This is a genomic window from Niabella insulisoli, assembly GCF_039652435.2.
GTDB classification, from domain to species: Bacteria; Bacteroidota; Bacteroidia; order Chitinophagales; family Chitinophagaceae; genus Niabella; species Niabella insulamsoli.
Window position 1 is genome coordinate 3,688,776 of the sequence record NZ_CP190246.1, and the last position, 18,684, is coordinate 3,707,459.

The 18,684-nt window shown below is 44.8% G+C and carries 17 protein-coding genes; 10 read left to right on the plus strand and 7 right to left on the minus strand.

Going from position 1 to position 18,684, the window contains the following annotated elements:
• The first annotated feature begins 101 nt into the window (after nucleotides 1–101).
• Complete coding sequence (locus ABDK00_RS15465; RefSeq protein ID WP_346236446.1) at nucleotides 102–1,202, plus strand: lipase family protein; 1,101 nt, start codon at nucleotides 102–104, stop codon at nucleotides 1,200–1,202.
• A 45-nt stretch (nucleotides 1,203–1,247) separates the two neighbouring features.
• Here ABDK00_RS15465 and ABDK00_RS15470 read toward each other — a convergent pair whose 3' ends face one another.
• The 4 genes from ABDK00_RS15470 to ABDK00_RS15485 form a co-directional block, all read right to left on the minus strand.
• Entirely contained in the window at nucleotides 1,248–1,700 is a 453-nt protein-coding gene (locus tag ABDK00_RS15470; protein ID WP_346236445.1) for a GatB/YqeY domain-containing protein, read from the minus strand.
• A gap of 59 nt (nucleotides 1,701–1,759) precedes the next feature.
• A complete protein-coding gene (locus ABDK00_RS15475; protein ID WP_346236444.1) occupies nucleotides 1,760–2,845 on the minus strand; it encodes a pseudouridine synthase in 1,086 nt (361 codons plus the stop codon).
• 111 nt (nucleotides 2,846–2,956) lie between these two features.
• Nucleotides 2,957–3,334, minus strand: a complete 378-nt coding sequence (locus ABDK00_RS15480) for a Spy/CpxP family protein refolding chaperone (RefSeq protein ID WP_346236443.1) — start codon at nucleotides 3,332–3,334, stop codon at nucleotides 2,957–2,959.
• Nucleotides 3,335–3,366: 32 nt separating this feature from the next.
• Nucleotides 3,367–4,131, minus strand: coding sequence for a hypothetical protein (locus ABDK00_RS15485; protein ID WP_346236442.1), 765 nt, complete (start codon nucleotides 4,129–4,131; stop codon nucleotides 3,367–3,369).
• Between the two features lie 192 nt (nucleotides 4,132–4,323).
• Here ABDK00_RS15485 and ABDK00_RS15490 point away from each other — a divergent pair, with 192 nt between their 5' ends.
• The 6 genes from ABDK00_RS15490 (at nucleotide 4,324) to ABDK00_RS15515 (ending at nucleotide 11,020) form a co-directional block, all read left to right on the plus strand.
• A complete protein-coding gene (locus tag ABDK00_RS15490) occupies nucleotides 4,324–6,672 on the plus strand; it encodes an ATP-dependent helicase (RefSeq protein WP_346236440.1) in 2,349 nt (782 codons plus the stop codon).
• A gap of 152 nt (nucleotides 6,673–6,824) precedes the next feature.
• Nucleotides 6,825–8,099 (plus strand): chloride channel protein, encoded by a 1,275-nt coding sequence (locus tag ABDK00_RS15495; RefSeq protein ID WP_346236438.1) that lies wholly within the window; start codon nucleotides 6,825–6,827, stop codon nucleotides 8,097–8,099.
• 151 nt (nucleotides 8,100–8,250) lie between these two features.
• A complete protein-coding gene (locus ABDK00_RS15500) occupies nucleotides 8,251–8,517 on the plus strand; it encodes a DUF2188 domain-containing protein (protein ID WP_346236437.1) in 267 nt (88 codons plus the stop codon).
• A 10-nt stretch (nucleotides 8,518–8,527) separates the two neighbouring features.
• Nucleotides 8,528–9,145, plus strand: a complete 618-nt coding sequence (locus ABDK00_RS15505; protein WP_346236436.1) for a hypothetical protein — start codon at nucleotides 8,528–8,530, stop codon at nucleotides 9,143–9,145.
• Nucleotides 9,146–9,231: 86 nt separating this feature from the next.
• Nucleotides 9,232–9,663 carry a tRNA (adenosine(37)-N6)-threonylcarbamoyltransferase complex ATPase subunit type 1 TsaE gene (gene tsaE, locus ABDK00_RS15510; protein ID WP_346236435.1) on the plus strand — a complete coding sequence of 144 codons (432 nt, stop codon included), beginning with the start codon at nucleotides 9,232–9,234 and terminating at the stop codon, nucleotides 9,661–9,663.
• A 142-nt stretch (nucleotides 9,664–9,805) separates the two neighbouring features.
• Nucleotides 9,806–11,020: an alanine dehydrogenase gene (locus tag ABDK00_RS15515; RefSeq protein ID WP_346236434.1), complete on the plus strand. Its 1,215-nt coding sequence runs from the start codon at nucleotides 9,806–9,808 to the stop codon at nucleotides 11,018–11,020.
• 99 nt (nucleotides 11,021–11,119) lie between these two features.
• Here the strand turns inward: ABDK00_RS15515 and ABDK00_RS15520 are convergent, their stop codons facing one another.
• The 3 genes from ABDK00_RS15520 to ABDK00_RS15530 form a co-directional block, all read right to left on the minus strand.
• Entirely contained in the window at nucleotides 11,120–13,339 is a 2,220-nt protein-coding gene (locus tag ABDK00_RS15520; RefSeq protein WP_346236433.1) for an NADP-dependent isocitrate dehydrogenase, read from the minus strand.
• A 157-nt stretch (nucleotides 13,340–13,496) separates the two neighbouring features.
• Nucleotides 13,497–15,026: a glutamate--tRNA ligase gene (gltX, locus tag ABDK00_RS15525; protein WP_346236432.1), complete on the minus strand. Its 1,530-nt coding sequence runs from the start codon at nucleotides 15,024–15,026 to the stop codon at nucleotides 13,497–13,499.
• 147 nt (nucleotides 15,027–15,173) lie between these two features.
• The gene (locus tag ABDK00_RS15530) at nucleotides 15,174–15,776 is read right to left on the minus strand and encodes a DUF1080 domain-containing protein (protein ID WP_346236431.1); all 603 of its coding nucleotides are present in this window, start codon (nucleotides 15,774–15,776) and stop codon (nucleotides 15,174–15,176) included.
• A gap of 185 nt (nucleotides 15,777–15,961) precedes the next feature.
• On the opposite strand from ABDK00_RS15530, the gene ABDK00_RS15535 reads away from it, so the two are divergent.
• The 3 genes from ABDK00_RS15535 (at nucleotide 15,962) to ABDK00_RS15545 (ending at nucleotide 18,633) form a co-directional block, all read left to right on the plus strand.
• Nucleotides 15,962–16,417: a hypothetical protein gene (locus ABDK00_RS15535; protein WP_346236430.1), complete on the plus strand. Its 456-nt coding sequence runs from the start codon at nucleotides 15,962–15,964 to the stop codon at nucleotides 16,415–16,417.
• A 12-nt stretch (nucleotides 16,418–16,429) separates the two neighbouring features.
• Nucleotides 16,430–16,885 (plus strand): YciI family protein, encoded by a 456-nt coding sequence (locus ABDK00_RS15540; protein ID WP_346236429.1) that lies wholly within the window; start codon nucleotides 16,430–16,432, stop codon nucleotides 16,883–16,885.
• A gap of 155 nt (nucleotides 16,886–17,040) precedes the next feature.
• Nucleotides 17,041–18,633: a Na+/H+ antiporter gene (locus ABDK00_RS15545; protein ID WP_346236428.1), complete on the plus strand. Its 1,593-nt coding sequence runs from the start codon at nucleotides 17,041–17,043 to the stop codon at nucleotides 18,631–18,633.
• The last annotated feature ends 51 nt before the right edge of the window (nucleotides 18,634–18,684 follow it).

The following is an 18,684-nucleotide window of genomic DNA, read 5'->3' on the forward strand; positions in this document are numbered from 1 at the left end:
TTTTATATTATGTTAATGAGTGAAGCCTCCTTATCGCTTTTCGCAAATCAGAGGTGTTTTTCCCAAAACCAGCAACCTTCTTTCAACTAAAAAAATTCACCTTGAGAACATTCTATTTCACCCTTTTCTTTGTGTGTGCGTTTGCTAACAACTCGAACGCCCAATCGAAGCTGAAGCCCGGCTTCGACGCCAAAGAATACCTATCGCTCTTTTCGCTATTCTATTTTGGCAGCAGCATCCCGGATAGTAATTTGAGGAAAACAGTAGCCGATCCTTTTAAAAGACTGTACCGATCGCCGGAAGTAGGATTAAAAAACCAATGGTCCTTGTATTTAAGTAATGAAAACGCCGCCGTGATTTCCATCCGTGGCACTATTGGCGATAAAGTGAGCTGGCTGGCCAATTTTTACGCCGCTATGATCCCTGCAATCGGAAGTTTGCACATGAACGACTCTACCCAATTTAATTATAAATTATCGGCCGACAGCATGGCCACTGTTCATGTAGGCTGGACGGTTTCGATGGCTTCTATGGCGCCCGATATTGTTCAAAAGATAAAGGAACTTCGCGCAAAAGACGTCACAGACTTTTATATTTTTGGCCATAGCCAGGGCGGCGCGATCGCCTTCCTGCTGCGCTCCTACCTCCATTATTTACAGCAGGACGGGAACCTGCCCGGCGATATCAGGTTTAAAACCTACTGCAGCGCGGCGCCGAAACCCGGCAATATGTACTATGCCTACGATTATGAAAACATCACGCGCGATGGTTGGGGCTTTACAATTGTGAACCGAAAAGACTGGGTGCCCGAATCTCCCTACACGATCCAACGCATTCAAGACATGAACATCCCCAACCCGCTGATCAACACAAAAAAATTGCTTAAAAAAGAAAAATTTGGCGTCAGGCTGATTGGAGGTATTTTGTTTGGAAGAGTTAATCGTAAGCCCCAAAAAGCTCAAAAGATGTACACCAAATACCTCGGTAAAACCATTTACAAACTGGCCATCAAAGACGCTTTGCCGGGATTTAAGCAACCCGAATACGTAGCGTCGAATAATTATATGAGAGCCGGCTCGCCCATTGTTTTAATGCCGGACGAGGCCTACCAACAGCGGTTTAAAGAGGATGGCAAAGACCAGTTTGTGCATCACCATTTTGCGCCTTATTATTATTTGATCCAAAAGCACTACCCCCAATAAAAAAGCTGCCGCTTTAAAAAACGGCAGCCGGCAATTTATTTTTTATCAGGAAGCCAAAAGCTCTTTCACCATTGTTGAAATTGTTTTACCATCGGCTTTGCCTGATAAAGCTTTGCTGGCAACGCCCATTACTTTCCCCATGTCTGCCGGTGAGGCAGCGCCTGTTTCTGCTATGATTTTTTGCAACTCGGCTTTCAGTTCTTCCGGCGATAACTGCGCCGGTAAATATTTTTCAATCACCGCAATTTCCTGTTTTTCCTTTTCCGCCAGATCGGGACGATTTTGCTGCTCGAAAATTTCTAACGAATCTTTACGTTGCTTCACCAATTTCTGCACAATCTTGATTTCCTCATCAGCAGAAATCTGATCGTTCGCACCCTCGGCCGTTTTAGCGAGCAATATCGCCGCTTTCACTGCGCGCAGACTGGTAAGCGCATTGGCATCTTTTGCAAGCATGGCCGCTTTGATATCGGCGTTGATAGTTTGTTCTAATGACATATTTTTTTATTGATAATTAATAATAATAAACAATGAATCTTCGATTACCGTGCTGTCACCTACTTCGATCCCCGCGCAGGCTTGGCCAATTTCTGGTCTTTTTTTACCATTTTCTTTTGATCGCCTGCTTTGCTTTCTTTTATACTTTTTGAAACCGGTTTTACGATTTTCGGCTTTGCGGTCTTACTTTTCGCCGGCGAAGCGGCGGCTGGCCTGGCCTCCGGCTTCGGCGCTTTGCGATCCTTTCCCAGATATTTCAGGTTGCGAACCTCCTTCTCTGCCAAAAAACGATACTTGCCGCGTTCCACATTTTTCTTCGTCAATCCTGCAAACATCACACGATCGAGGTTTTTCACATCATAGCCCTGGCTTTCAAAAATGCGCCTGACGATGCGGTTGCGGCCGCTGTGAATTTCCACGCCGACCTGCCTCTTATCGCTTGTGTCGCTATAGGCCAACACATCAACATGCGCCGGACCGTCTTCCAGCGTCACGCCTTTTAAAATTTTATCAAAATGTGCCTTCTCTAATGGCTTATCGAGCGTAACTGCGTAAATCTTTTTTACCTCATTGCTTGGATGCGTAAGCTTTTGCGCCAGCTCACCATCATTGGTAATCAATAATACCCCGGAAGTATTGCGGTCGAGCCGCCCCACGGGATAGACGCGCTCTTTAGTTGCATTTTTAATAATATCTAAAACGGTTTTCCGCTTTTGAGGGTCGTCGGTGGTAGTAATATAGTCTTTAGGTTTATTTAAAAGAATATAAACCAAATTTTTTGTGATAGCTACCCGTTTTCCGTTGGCAGTAACCTCATCTCCGGCAGCCATTTTGTAACCAGGCTCGGTGACCACTTTGCCATTCACTTTCACTTTGCCATCGCGAATCATCTCGGCCGCTTCGCGCCTGCTGCTGATGCCTCCGTGCGCGAGATATTTGTTAAGCGGCATTTGCTCCACCACGACTTTTTTCCGTTCTATGAGAGGCGCTTCTTCCTTTTTTTGCACCGCTTCCTTTTTCTTTTGCTCAAAAAAGGCAGCACGCTCTTGTTTGTACTTCCTTTTTTCCTGCTTAAACCCTTCTTTAATGGCAGCGTTGCTTTTTGTTTTTACAAACTTTGCGAAGCGGGGATCGACTTTTTTCATTTGAATAAATTTTTTGCTGTTTTCCAACAGTAATAAAGCTGCAAAGATAACCATTGGAAAAACAAAAAGCCACTTAACGAAAAGTGGCTTGGTTATAGAGGGTGGCTATCTTTATTTTTTATCTCGTTGGCCCCTGTTGCCTCTCTCTTTCATTTTTGCTTCCAGCTTTGTTTTTTGATCGGGAGTAAGAATGGCATTCACTTTTTCCATCCGGTCTTTTCTAAGTTCCATCATTTTCGAACGACGCGCTTCATCACTTAAAGATTTATCATCTCTCAGCGTTTGAAATTTTGATTTTTGATCGTCATCAATAACCTTGATTTTGTCTTTCTGATCTTTTGACAAATTCAGATCATCGTACATGCTACCGCGTTGTCCTTCGCGTTTTTGATGTTGCTCTTTTTTCTCCTTAGCGGGAGCGTCTTGAGCGAAGGTGGAAGAAAAGCTGAAAGCGCTGATCATGGCAGCGAGAAAAATTGTCTTTTTCATGTTCCTTTTTTTATTGTTTTTAATTGTGAAACCTATTTTATAGCGCCGTTCAGGCCCTGTTTGTTGTTTTGCAATTCGCGTGGCGACATTAAATTACGCGCCCGAAGCTGGCGTTCGTCCCATTTTACCTTTTGCTCGGCCGTTAAAATACCACCCAGCTGCATGTTATATTCCCGTTGAATTTGCTGAATCTGGCTCTTCTTTTCACTGGCGTTTTTCGACATATCGCTTCTTACAATCCTCAGCCTGGCGGCGTAATCATCTGTCAGCAGCTTCAACTCTTTCCGCTGTGCAGCCGTTAAATTCAAATCGTTCCAATTCCCCTTTTGATTTTTAGATGTCTTTTTTTTGGTATTCCTGCTCAAGCCATTCAAATCTTTCGACTTATCCTTTTCTACGTTGTTGGTGACCTGGTTTGGCGCCGGCTGCTCGTCGCCCTGCGCCTTCATTTCTTTCATATTTTGCTGATACCTGGCATACTGCGGGCCTGTTAGGATCGACTGCAACTTTTGAGCTTGTTGTTGCCTTAAGCCCTGCAAGCGTTTTCTTTTTTCCTTCTGATCAATGGCACTGTCGGCAGTGACCTTTTTTATCAACGCCTTTTGCTCCTTATTAAGCGTTTGCAAGTCCTTCAGTTGTTCCCTGCTGAGATTTAATCCTTCCAGCGCCGATTTTTTCTGCCCTTTTTTTGACGGCATGGAAACGCCTTCATTCACCCGGGATGGAATTTCCTGCGCCCTCAAATAGCCGGCGGCCAACAGAAGGCCCAACATCATTAAAAAAATATTTGTCCGCATATTACCTGCTTTTATTAGATGATTTTGATAAATCAAACTTTCGGCTACGTTTTGTTAAAACATCCCTAACCTAATACGACGGTGAATTATTTAATAGGTTTAAGCCTGATCGTTAAAGTATATTAAAAGCAGAAATGGTAAAATTTAGCTGGAATACTTTTAAACCATCGCCCCTCTTCGTACCTTGCGCCCATGCAGGATTATCTACAAGGATTGAACGAAAGACAGAAAGAGGCCGTATTGCATATTGAGGGGCCGATCATGATTATTGCCGGCGCGGGAAGTGGGAAAACGAAAGTGCTGACTACCAGAATCGCCCATTTGATGGCCAGCGGCGTCGATTCGTTCAATATCCTGGCGCTGACTTTCACCAACAAGGCCGCCAAAGAAATGAAAGAAAGGGTGGAACGCATTTTAGGAAATAACGAAGCCCGGAATTTGTATATAGGAACTTTCCACAGTGTGTTTGCCAGAATCCTGCGCGCAGAAGCCCACCGCCTGGGGTACCCCAACAATTTTACCATTTATGATACCGACGACGCCAAAAGCGTTGTTAAAACCGTGGTAAACGAAATGCACCTCGACGATAAGCTTTACAAGCCCTCAACCGTTTACAACCGGATTTCATCCGCAAAAAACGCGCTGGTAACGCCAGCCGATTATGCGACCGATTATTATGTGCAGCAGGAAGATATCCGCGCCAACCGGCCTGCGATGGCCAAAGTCTATGATGCGTATTGCAAACGCTGTTTTAAAAACGGCGCTATGGATTTCGATGATTTACTGCTTAAATTTTATGAGTTGCTGAAAACGAACCCCGAGTCGCTCAGCAAATACCAACATAAATTCAAATTTATTTTGATTGATGAGTACCAGGATACAAATCCGGCGCAATACGAAATCATAAAATTGCTGGGCGCCATGAATGAGAATGTTTGTGTGGTCGGCGATGACGCGCAAAGTATTTATAGTTTCCGGGGCGCCACCATCCAAAATATTTTGCAGTTTCAGAAAGATTATGACGAGGTGAAAGTGGTGAAGCTCGAACAAAACTACCGAAGCACGCAAACGATTATTAATGTAGCCAATGAGGTCATCAGCAAAAACAAAGGCCAGATACCCAAAGTGCTTTTCACGGAAAACGCTTCCGGCGAAAAAATCAGAATTGTAAAAACTATGTCGGATAACGAGGAAGGAAAGTTCGTTGCCGATACCATCCAGGAGCAAAAGCTGCGGAATCATTATGCTAACCGGGATTTTGCCATTCTCTATCGCACCAACGCGCAAAGCCGGGCTTTCGAAGAAGCCTTGCGCCGAATGGCCATTCCTTATACGATTTACGGCGGCATCAGCTTTTACCAGCGTAAAGAAATCAAAGACCTGGTCGCTTATCTGCGCCTGATCATCAACTCCCGCGATGAAGAAGCGCTGAAGCGGATTATCAATTATCCCGCAAGGGGCATCGGCAAAACCACGCTCGATAAAATCATTTTGCTTGCCAACACCTACGATAAAACCATGTGGGAAATTTTGACCGAAGCGCCTTGTCATGGCTTCCGATCGGGTACATTGGAAGTGATCAGCCAATTTGTAACGATGATCAAAAGTTTCTCAAGCATGCTAGAAAAGCAAAACGCATATGAGGTCGCTTTTCACGTGGGCAAACAAACCCAGCTCGTTAAAGAGCTTTTCAATGACAAGAGTACCGAAGGTTTGCAGCGCTATGAAAATATTCAGGAGCTTTTAAACTCGATTAAAGAATGGGTCGAAAGCCCCGATAACGAAGAAGGCGAAGTGGTGGATAAAAGCCTCGGCGCTTATCTGCAGCAGATCACTTTATTGACCGACGCGGATGAAAAAGACCCCGACGCAGATACCGTAAAGCTCATGACGATCCACGCCGCCAAAGGACTGGAATTTCAATGTGTTTTTGCCGCCGGGCTCGAGGAAATGTTGTTTCCTAACGCGATGAGCATCAACACCCGGGAAGAATTGGAGGAGGAACGCCGGCTTTTTTATGTGGTAGTCACCAGGGCCAAGAAAAAACTTTGGATCACCTACGCCAACACCCGCTATAAATTTGGCCAGCTGGTTCAAAATGAGCCGAGCCGCTTTATCGAAGAATTACCCGAAGACCAGCTGGACAGAAGCTATGCGGGCGGCGGCACCAAAATGTCGGGCAGCTTCGGTTTTGGAGCCGGGGCTTTTGAACGCATGAACGGATGGGGCGGCGCACAAAAAACGGCAGCCGACGCAGAAAAAAAATACGGACCGCCACCCACTAAAAAGTCAGCAACGCCAGGCTATCTCCCACCTAAGATCGAAAAAAAAGTCACCGAACATACGCCGACGGACAATTTTACACCCAGCAATGTGTCGGAACTGAGCATCGGTAAAAAAATCGAGCATCAAAAATTTGGTTTCGGAGAAATTATCAAAATGGAAGGCGCCAATCACAACCCGATGGCGGTTATCAGGTTCGAAACCAATGGCGAAAAGAAAATCCTGCTCAATTACGCTAAATTAAGAGTCGTTGAATAATACATAAAATGCATATTTAATTTATTTTAACTTAAAATTCAACCCTTTCTAACGAATGAGACCTCGGCGCCGCTTATTGCTTTGTAGGTTCGCCCGACAGTTATTACTTTTGCAAATCTTCAAAAGCGGTTCACTCATCTAAGACAGGCAGCGTGGAAAGGAAAAAAATTATTCAGCACAACTATTTTAAATTAATATTAATTGCGGCGCTCATCGGAGCGATCAGTTGCCTGCTCGCATTTTCTCTTAAGCATTTTACCGAATATCTGGAGCACTCCATTTTTACGGCTGCAGCCGGGATTAGTAATATGTTATTTATTGTGCTGCCTACGATTGGTATCACCGCTATCTATTTTTTAAGAAAATACCTTTTTCAGAACAGGAAAAACAAAGGCATTACTGAAATATATAAAACATTAGACCTCAGGAAGGAACACTTACCTTTTTTTAAGATCCCATCTCATTACCTTAATGGATTTTTAACAGTCATATTTGGAGGCTCCACAGGCGTTGAAGTATCAACAGTTGTTGCGACGGCAACCATCGGAAATATGGGCTACAAAAGAGAGTTTTCAGCTAAAATTTACAAAACAGAATTGGTTTGTGCAGGCGTTACGGCAGGGGTAGCCGTGTTGTTTGCCAGTCCGCTGGCCGGATGGCTTTTCGCTATGGAGGTTATCGCCCGAAAGCTAAACAAGTCGCTTGCCATCAGTTGCACGGCATCTGCGGTTGTTGCTGCGGTGTTTATCTATTTTTTCGATCATTCGTCATTGCTTTCTTTCGCTATAGGCGAATGGCATTGGCAGGCGCTGCCTTTTTTCATTCTACTCGGTTTGCTCGGAGGCACTTTATCAGTCTATTTCACCTTATTGGTTACCCGCATCAAAAGCCTTTTCGCAAAAATTCAAAATAATTTTATCAGGGTAAATATGGGTGCGTTGGTGGTTGGTACCATGATTATGTTTTACCCAGCTTTATACGGCGATAGCTATCATGGCCTTGAAACGATTTTAGACGCGGCTGTTTCAGAGGAAAGTATTTCGCTGATGCTACTTTTAATGCTGGCGCTTTTAAAACCGCTTGCGGCCTCTTTAACATTGGGTGCCGGCGGAGATGGAGGCGTGTTTGCACCGGGCATTGTGGCCGGCGCGTTTCTGGGACTATTGTTTTCGGCTGTTTGCAACCAGTATTTCGGCACCCATCTTGTTCCGCTCAACTTTGCGCTGGTGGGAGCGGCAGCAACTTTATCTTCAGCTATTTTCGCTCCTCTTACCGCTTTGGTGCTGGTATGTAATTTAGTGCCAAACGGCTATCAGTTATTGATTCCCGTAACAGTCGGATGCTTCACCTCCAAATTTTTCTCACAGAAACTGCTGCCTTACAACGCCTATACCTACGACTTTTATAAGATGTCGAAAGCCGGTTGATTTTTTATTAAATCAGCCATAAACAATACTCGACTTTCTTGCGTCGCACACTTCATTTGTGTTGCAATACCTGGCCAGACATACCAAAATAACAAGGGAGTTACCACCGTCCATGCCTTGTGTTTTTTACGAAAAAATGTTACTTTTGAGAATGGCAAAAACAGTATCAATTTATACAGAAAAACTTGGCAAGACGGTTGCACAGCAAGCAAAGGGCTCCATTGGAAAATACCATGTCATTCCTGTGAAAACTGATGCCTGGGCGGTTGTAGAAGACGGCAGTCTTAATTCTTTTAAAAAATTCTCCACAAAGCACGCTGCTGTTAGTTTTGCCAAAAAATATGCTAGTAATGCCGCTACCGGAGAAGTAGTTGTCCATGGGGTCGATGGTAAAGTGTTGAGTAGAATTTCTTATTAAAGACCAAATCATGCCATTTGAAAATAACGTGTTTATCAATTGCCCGTTTGATGACGATTTTATGGAGTTATTGAGACCGTTACTATTTTGTTTGGTTTATTTTGATTTTGAGCCAAAGATTGCGCAGACCGAATCTTCGGCGAACATTCGTATAAATCAAATCAAACAACATATCCGCAACTCAAAGTTTAGCATCCATGATTTATCCCGTTCAAAGCCTCTGAAAAAAAATGATTTACCTCGATTTAATATGCCTTATGAGTTAGGGCTGGATATTGGGTGCGCCGAGTTTGGCTTAAAAAAGTATTCCTTTAAAAAAATACTAATTCTTGAGGCCGAACGCTATCACTATCAAAAGGTCCTATCTGATATAGCCGGTCAAGACATAGAAAACCATGAAAATGACCCCTCAACGCTTATCCGTAAGGTTCGAAATTGGTTTTCAACTGCCGTTCCTGAAAAAGACTTCCCGAGCGGCCACCGAGTATGGATCGCCTACAATCAATTTTACGACGATATAACCAACACCTTATTGGCAAAAGGCTTCACTATCTGGGAAATAGAGAATATGCCTACTTCAGACTTTATCCGGTTTTCCAAGCGTTGGATTATAGATTTCACTTCCTGATTTTACAATGCTGCTTTTGGAATAAAAATAATTCTACCCTCATAATAGGTAAGAAAAAAAGATATTTGCAGCCTATTCATCAATATATGCACGCAGTAAAAACATATCGACTGGCCGAAATCAAACAGGCAGCGGCCTGGCTTCGGGAGCAGCTAAAAGATCGCAAAGTCGTTGCCCTTCATGGAGATATGGGCGCCGGCAAAACAACGCTCGTGAACGCTTTTTGCGAACTCATGGAAGTGAGCGACGCCGTGAGCAGCCCGACGTTTTCCATTATCAATGAATATAATTTTCCGGAAAAAGGCGTTGACCACAGCCTCTATCACATCGATCTGTATCGGCTCCAAAATGAAGAAGAGGCAAAGCGGGCAGGTGTTGAAGACTGCCTTTATAGCGGCGATTATTGTTTCGTGGAATGGCCGGAAAGGGCAACAACACTGTTCCCACCCGAAACCGTTCATGTTTATATTCATCTGGAGGATGATACAACCCGCCGTCTTGAATTAGGCCAGAAATAGTTAAATTTGAAAAACAGTGAATGCTCAAATGGTTTATTAGAGTTGCCGATTCTGATAACTATAAACCGTTAGCATTTCGATGAACAAAATATTTTTTAGTCGTATTAAATATGCATAAACCAAGATAGATTAGTGCCTTTGTATGAGTAAGAAGCAGCCTGTTATTAGTACTTCCTTCCGCTATGAAACGCTGGAAGAAACCCTCGATGTGAAAGTGAAGGGCGGTGGCATGACCATTGGCATACCCCGGGAAATTGCTTTCCAGGAGAACCGGGTGGCGCTAACGCCCGACGCCGTAAGCGTGCTGATTAATAATGGCCACCACGTTATGATCGAGCACAACGCCGGCGATGCCTCACACTTTAGAGATAAGGAATATAGCGACGCAGGTGCAAAAATAGTTTATAGCCGGGAGGAGGTTTTCAAAGCGCCCGTGCTCATCAAAAGTGCGCCGGTGATAGAAGAAGATCTACCGCTGCTGCAAATGAACCAGGCCATTATTTCACCCCTCCATTTGTCGGTGCTGCGATCAGAAGTATTGTGCACGATGATGAAAAAAAAGATCACGGCGCTTTCTTTCGAAAATCTCAAAGACGACAGCGATTCTTATCCGATCGTGCGAAGTATGAGTGAAATAGCGGGCAGCGCTGTCATGCTGATTGCTGCGCAATATTTAGGCTCGGCTAATCATGGCAAAGGTGTGTTGCTCGGCGGCATCTCAGGTATCGCGCCGGCGAAAGTGATCATCATTGGGGCGGGAATCGTTGGCGAATATGCGGCCCGCGCCGCTTTGGCATTAGGCGCCTCGGTGAAGGTTTTTGATAACAATGTGAGCCGCCTTAAGAGATTGCAAAACACCATTGGCCAACGGCTTTGGACCTCCGTAATCGAACCAAAATTACTAGCCAAACAGCTTAGAACCTGCGAGGTGGCTGTGGGCGCTTTGTCGAACCTAAACGGGCGCACGCCAATGGTGGCTACAGAAGAAATGGTGAGCGGCATGCGGCCCGGCTCCATCATTATTGATGCCAGCATCGACCGCGGCGGCTGTTTTGAAACTTCAGAAGTTACTTCTCACGAATCGCCGATATACATGAAATATGGCGTTATCCATTATTGTGTGCCCAATATTCCATCCGGGTTTGCACGTACGGCTTCCCAGGCCATCAGCAATGTGCTCATGCCGCTGCTGATAGACGCCGGCGACGAAGGCGGGATTGAAGACCTCGCCTGGCACCGCATTCATTTGCGAAATGGCATTTATTTGTTTAAAGGCCATTTAACAGATTTTTATTTAAGCCAGCGCTTTGATCTTCGTTATACCGATTTGAATTTATTGATCGCCAGCCAGCGCTAGCCGATACCTAAACCCAGCGGCCCTGGATCTTTTCAACGCATTCAAAAATAAAGCCTGTCACTGACAGCAACAGGCTTTATTTTATCGATATTATTGTTGTTAAAGTTCAGCCAGCGCACTGTTAAGCGTGGCGCTGGGGCGCATTGCCTTGTCTCCTTTCGCATCGTCAGGATTATAATAGCCGCCAACATCCTGCGGTTTACCCTGCGCGTCAATCAACTCCTGTGCTATTTTAGCCTCGTTCTCACTCAGGCTTTTATAAAACGGTTCGAATTTAGCTTTCAGTTTTTCATCTGCTGTTTGATTGGCCAGCGCTTCTGCCCAATATAAAGCAAGATAAAAATGAGAGCCTCTGTTATCGATCTGGCCTACTTTACGGGCAGGCGATTTGTCATTAGCCAGAAACTTGGCGTTTGCTTCATCCAGCGCATCGGCCAACACCTGCGCCTGCGCATTGTTTTGTGTTTGCGCCAGATGTTCCAGTGAAGCCTGCAGGGCCAAGAACTCTCCCAGCGAATCCCAGCGCAGATACCCTTCCTGCTGAAATTGTTCTACGTGCTTGGGCGCCGAACCTCCCGCGCCAGTCTCGAACAGGCCGCCGCCATTCATCAAGGGCACGATAGATAGCATTTTTGCGGATGTACCCAGCTCCAGAATGGGGAAAAGATCGGTAAGATAATCGCGAAGCACATTCCCTGTCACGGAAATCGTGTCTTCGCCTTTGCGAATTCTTTCAAGCGAAAAACGGGTAGCTTCAATAGGCGCCAAAATGCGAATATCCAACCCTTTTGTATCAAATTCAGGAAGATATTTGTTTACCTTTTTAATAATTTCCCGATCGTGTGCGCGGTTTTCATCCAGCCAGAAAACGGCAGGCGTGTCAGACAAACGTGCACGATTTACAGCCAGTTTCACCCAATCTTTAATGGGAGCATCCTTGGTTTGGCACATCCGGAAAATATCACCGGCTTCTACCGGCTGATCAAAGAAAACGCTTCCGTCAGCGTCGCTCACTCTCATAACACCTTTGGCCGTGGCCTGAAATGTTTTGTCGTGCGAACCATATTCTTCCGCTTTTTGAGCCATCAAACCCACGTTTGGAACAGAGCCCATTGTGGTCGGATCAAAAGCGCCATGTTTTTTACAATCATCGATAGTGGCGGTGTAAACACCTGCATAATTTCTATCGGGTATAAGGGCCAGCGTGTCTTGCGGCTTTCCGTCTGCATTCCACATTTGTCCGCCATTTCTGATCATCGCCGGCATAGAAGCATCCACAATTACATCGCTTGGCACATGCAGGTTGGTAATTCCTTTATCAGAGTTAACCATCGCCAGCGCCGGGCCATTTGCTATAGCATCAGTAATCGCATTTTTAACTTCTTCCTCCCGGGCATTCCCGGCAATTTTCGCATATACATCACCTAAACCGTTGCGGGTATCAACGCCCAACTGACCAAACAGGTCGGCATATTTTTCAAATACATCCGCAAAATAAACTTCCACGATCGCACCAAAAATGATGGGGTCTGAAACCTTCATCATAGTGGCTTTTAAATGCGCAGACAATAAAACGCCCGAAGCTTTAGCCTCTTTGATGGCATCCGCAACAAAAGATTTTAATTTAGAAACACTCAACACAGAACTGTCGATAACTTCCCCTGCTTTTAAGGGAGCCAACGCTTTCAGCGCCGTTACACTGCCGTCTTCCGCTACAAAATCTATTTTAAACTGCGTCGCCTCAGGCACGGTGGTGGATTGTTCCGAACCATAAAAATCGCCCGAGGCCATGCTCGCCACTTTTGTTTTAGAATCTGCCGACCATTTAGCCATTGAATGTGGATTGGCTTTTGCATAATTTTTTACAGCCTTTGGCGCGCGTCGATCTGAGTTGCCTTCGCGCAAAACCGGGTTTACCGCCGAACCCAACACTTTCCCGTAGGCGGCTTTGATAGCTTTTTCCTCTTCCGTTTTAGGTTCTTCAGGATAATCCGGAAGCGCGTAACCCTGCTTTTTTAGTTCAGCGATCGCGGCCTTAAGCTGCGGAATTGACGCCGAAATGTTGGGTAATTTGATAATATTGGCTTCAGGAGTCGTGGCTAACTTTCCTAACTCCGCCAGCGCATCGCTCACCTTTTGGTCTGGGTTGAGATAGTCAGAAAAGTTGGCCAGGATACGCCCGGCTAATGAAATGTCTCTTTTTTCTACATCGATACCTGCTGATTTGGTAAAAGCCTGAACAATAGGCAGGAATGAATAGGTTGCCAACAACGGAGCTTCGTCTGTTTTGGTATAAATGATTTTCGAATTATTGGTCATGTAATAAAAAATTATATTGTTTATACTTTAAAAGCCAATGCCGTGTATTGCGGATTGAAATCGGCTAAAGATAAAAGAAAGGTGTTAAATAACTAAATTTTTAACGTTGCCCTAACCTGCCGAAAGTGTTTGCTGCGACAGGCTTTGCCAGGCAGATTTAGCTTTGTAGCATTTTCAGCGTTTGCTCGATTCTTTTTACCGTTTCTTCCCTGCCGATGATTTCGGCTATTTCAAAAACGCCAGGGCCAAATTTTCCTCCAACCAACATAATCCGGAGCGGGAGCATTACTTCGCCCGGTTTTAATTGATTGGCAGCTGCCATTTCTTTAAAATTCCGCTCCAGTTCGTCTGAGTTCCAAACGGAAGCTAATTGATAATTGCGAATCACTTCCTGGAAAAATACAGCCTTGGCCTCATTCCATTTTGGCTGAACGGGCGCCAGGTCGACTAGCCCCGGCATTTGGAAAAAATAGTTTGCCTGCTCGTAAAAGTCGGTCAACAGCGTGCACCGGTCTTTCACAAGGTCAATCACTTTTTTCAGCGCTTCTTCATCGTTTACTTCAACATTATGCTGTGTCAGAACAGCCCTCACCAGCGGCAGCAATCTTTCCGCAGATGATCTTTTGATCCATTCGTGGTTAAACCAACGCGCTTTCTCATAATCGAACTTCGCGCCGGCGCTGTGAACACGATCGATAGAAAATTTTTCGACCATTTCTTCCAAAGAAAAAATTTCCTGCTCGGTTCCGTCATTCCATCCCAACACTGCCAGCACGTTTATAAATGCTTCGGGCAGAAATCCTTTTTCTTTAAAGCCTTCCACCAGATCGCCGGTTTTCGGATCTGTCCAGTTCATGGCAAATACGGGAAAACCATATTGCGCACCATCGCGCTTGCTTAGCTTTCCATTTGGCCCCAAAATCAACGGGAAATGAGCCCATTCCGGCATTCTGTCTAATCCAAATAAATATTTCCAAAGCAACACATGCACGGGCGCGCTCGGCAGCCACTCTTCCCCACGGAAGGCGTGTGAAATCTGCATCAAATGGTCATCGACCACTACCGCCAGGTGATAAGTAGGCATGCCATCGGCTTTCAACAATACTTTGTCATCAATCAATGAGGTGTTAACACTCACTTCACCGCGGATCATATCATTGAAACTTATAGTTTCGTTTTCCGGCATCTTGATGCGGATCACGTAAGGAGTGTCGCTATGCATCAGCTCATGAACCGTATCGCCATCGAGTGTGAGCGAATTGCGCATTTTCATGCGGATAGTGTGGTCATATTGCGGCGTCGGGTTTTCGGGCGTTTTAAATTGCTGACGCATTTGCTCGAGCTCTTCCGGCGTGTCGAACGCGTAATAGGCATGGCCCTCGGCAACCAATTGGTCGGCATAATTCCTGTACAGTTCCTTGCGCTCGCTTTGGCGATAAGGCCCCACGTCGCCACCATGTTGCACGCTCTCATCCGGCTCGAGGCCGGCCCATTTTAAGCAGTCAAAAATATAGGCTTCGGCGCCGGGCACAAACCGTGTCTGGTCGGTATCTTCGATTCTTAAAATGAAATCGCCGCCATGCTTTTTGGCAAACAAATAATTATAGAGCACAGTTCGGACACCTCCCAAATGCAATCCTCCGGTGGGAGAAGGCGCAAAACGGACTCTTACTTTTTTATCACTCATGCCGCAAATGTACATTTCAATTTTCAGGATTTAAAAGACCATTTTTGGATGGCAAAAAGAAGGAAGGCATCGCCGGTGCAGAAACAAAAAAGGCAGAGAGAAACATTGCCTGATTCTTTCCGCCTTTGAATAAGTTGATGGATAGCTTTACTGATCGAGATCTTTCAAGATAATGTCCTTCCATTTCACTTTGATGCCGCCGCCATCATGGATCTGCAAGGCAATAAAGCCGTTGGCAGCGCCTATTTTAGCATCGGAAAAATCAACCATTTCATGGCCGTTCAACCAGGAAGTGATTCGGTCGTTTTGCACTCTTATTTTCATCGTATTCCATTTGCCCACTTTTAAATGCTTTTCATCTTCGGGCTTTGGTTTGATCAGCCAACCTCTGCCATACGATTCGTAAATGCCGCCGGTATGTTTATTCAATGGCGCAACTTCAACCTGCCATCCGCTGATTTTAACGCCTTCGATGGAAGATCTGATAAAAACACCGCTATTCCCATCTGCTTCCTGCTTAAACTTCAGGTTCAGCTCAAAATTTTTATACTTTTTATCTGTGGAAAGATAGCCGTACTTTTTATCGGGGCCACTTTCACAAACCAGCTCTCCTTTTTCCACATACCATTTTTCGGTTCCGTGAACCGTCCAGCCGCTTAAATTTTTTCCATTAAAAAGCGCTACCATTTTTTGTGCGTTCAACATCTGCGTAGCGAATAAAACAAGGGCAATAGCAAAGACTTTTTTCATTTATATATTTTTTAATACAAAGATTGGGGACTAAAATACGTGATTTACCTGACACGTATTCAACTTGTGGCCGGCAAAGCGCTAACTTAAGCGCCGGCACCCTTGAGCGTTATTTTATTATTCCGGTGGGCAAGCGATTCAATAATATAAATTTTGGCGTAAGTTTACTTTAAATCAAAATGGCAATGACTAATATTTTTACTGCTGAAGGACTTGCGTCTTTTTCTGACCGCATTCATAAACTTACCGCTGATACCAAACCGCTTTGGGGCAAAATGACGGTTGACCAGATGCTCGCACACGTAAATGTTGCGTACGAAATGGTGTACGAACCGGAAAAGCATCCAAAACCCAAAGGTTTGATGAAATGGCTGTTGCGCAAGTTTGTGAAGCCCAATGTTGTGAACGAAGTGCCCTATAAACGCAATTCGCGAACGGCGCCTGTGTTCCTGATTAAAGATCGAAAAGATTTTGAAACAGAAAAAAACAGGCTGCTTGATTATCTTAATAAAACACAACAACTGGGAGCCAGCCATTTCGATGGAAAAAATTCCCACTCCTTTGGCCCGCTCACTTTTACCGAATGGAATAATTTGTTTTCAAAACATCTCGACCATCATCTTACCCAGTTTGGCGTTTAAAATTATTTGATTATGAGTTTCCGTGTTCTATTCATAGCATTGCTATTTGCACCACTCGGGCTAATGGCGCAGGAAAAGGCGGCCTATGACAAAGAGCTCGCCGACAGTTTGGGCGCTGACGCGTATGGAATGAGAATGTACCAGTTTGTGATTTTGAAGACAGGCCCGACAACGCTGCATAACAAAGATTCTGTCGGCAATATCTTTAAAGGTCATATGGATAATATCACGCGCCTGGTAAAGGAGGGAAAGCTAATTGTGGCCGGCCCCTTTGGAAAAAACGATAAAAGCTACCGGGGGTTATTTATTTTTACCGGCACCGACAGGCAGCAAACCGTTGATCTTTTAGCTACCGACCCCGCGGTGAAAACAGGCCTGCTGGCCTACGACATCTTTGACTGGTATGGCGCCGCGGCGTTACCCATGTATCTTCCTTTTAATGAAAGAGTTACAAAAACCAGTTTTTAGTACGCTGATAAACATAGCTGAAAGCCGAAGCGCTATTGATTTTCGTTCAATTCTAAAATAAACAAAGCCTTGGATTTTCTGTTATTGATACACCGAAAACGAAGGACTGACAATGGCTTCTCTTTTTTGTTTTCGTAGCCAATCAAATTGTTTTTATGATTCAGACTTATGTTTTAATCGCCATCGCTGTTGCCTTTAGTGTAATGATGCTGGTGCTCATAGGGCAGAAATTAAAACTGGCCTATCCTATATTCCTTGTAATTGCGGGGTTGATCATCAGTTTCATTCCCGGCATGCCGGCTTTTCAAATCCATCCCGATATCGTTTTTTTGATTTTTCTGCCACCCATTCTTTTTGAAGCCGCGTGGTTTACTTCCTGGAAAGATTTCTGGAAGAACCGGAAACAGATCTCCTCGATGGCTTTCGGGCTGGTTTTTTTGACATCGCTCGTGGTGGCTTATGTATCTTCTTCCATCATACCCGGTTTGACATTGGCGATGGGATTTTTATTGGGCGGCGTCAACTCCCCTCCCGATGCGGTAGCCGCCACTTCGATTTTAAAACATTTAAAGATTCCTCAAAAAACCACCACCGTTTTAGAAGGGGAAAGCCTGCTGAATGACGCATCGAGTTTGATTGTTTTTAAATTTGCGCTGGCCGCCGTGATGACAGGCCAATTTGTTTTTAAAGAAGCTGTCGGCGATTTCTTTGTAATGGCGCTGATGGGTATTGCAATCGGACTGGCGATCGGTTATCTCTTTTCGGCGCTGCTTCGCATCATTCCTTCTAATTCAAACATCGACACGATAATTACTCTCATTGTGCCTTATGTGATGTACATCACAGCGGAGCACTTTCATTATTCGGGAGTTTTATCCGTGGTAGCCGGCGGCCTGATGATGTCTTACCACTCTCATTGTTTTTTAAGCCACACAGCCCGGATTCAGGCGGGATCGGTATGGAGTACGCTGATTTTCGCGATCAACGCTTTTGTTTTTATTTTGATTGGATTGGAACTGCCGATCATCGTCGCTAATATGAAAGGATATTCGATCGCCGAAGGCATAAAGTATGCCGTTGTTATCGGTGGCGCCATGATCGCCATCCGGCTTATTTACAGTTACGCACTGGCTTATTTGCCGCGAATTTGTTTTAAGAAAATTCGGCTATCCAAACCCAAACCCAACTGGAAAGAGCCGTTCATCATCAGCTTTGCCGCGATGCGAGGCGTGGTGTCGCTGGCTGCCGCACTATCGATTCCGCTCGATATGCCACACCGGAACATTATCTTATTTGTAACTTTTGTAATTATATTAATTACGCTCGTGGGCCAGGGATTATTGCTTCCATCTATTTTGAAATGGCTGAAGATAGAAGATACAGAAGAGCGCATTCCTCATGAAAAGCAGGAGGCCATCATACAGCAAAAACTAAAAAATGTAGCCCTTGAAAAGATCAACAATGATTATAGGGAAGATTTGACGGCCAATAGCCTGGTGCGCCATCAAAAAACGAAATTGGAAAATGAGCTGGAATTGTTGAATGATAAATTTAGTTGTATTGACCACTCCACGCATTTTCATGTAGCAGCTGCGCGCAACCGCGAAGTCGTGCGCGACATTATCAAACTACAAAGGCAGGAACTGCATAAAATCCGAAAGGAAAAAAAATTCGACGATGTGGTATTGCGCAATCTCGAAATGCAACTGGATTTTGATGAGACGAAGATCACCGGCTTTCAACATTAACGGAAACGCCAACATCATTCGGTACACGGCAAAGGCATACAGGCCAGCGCT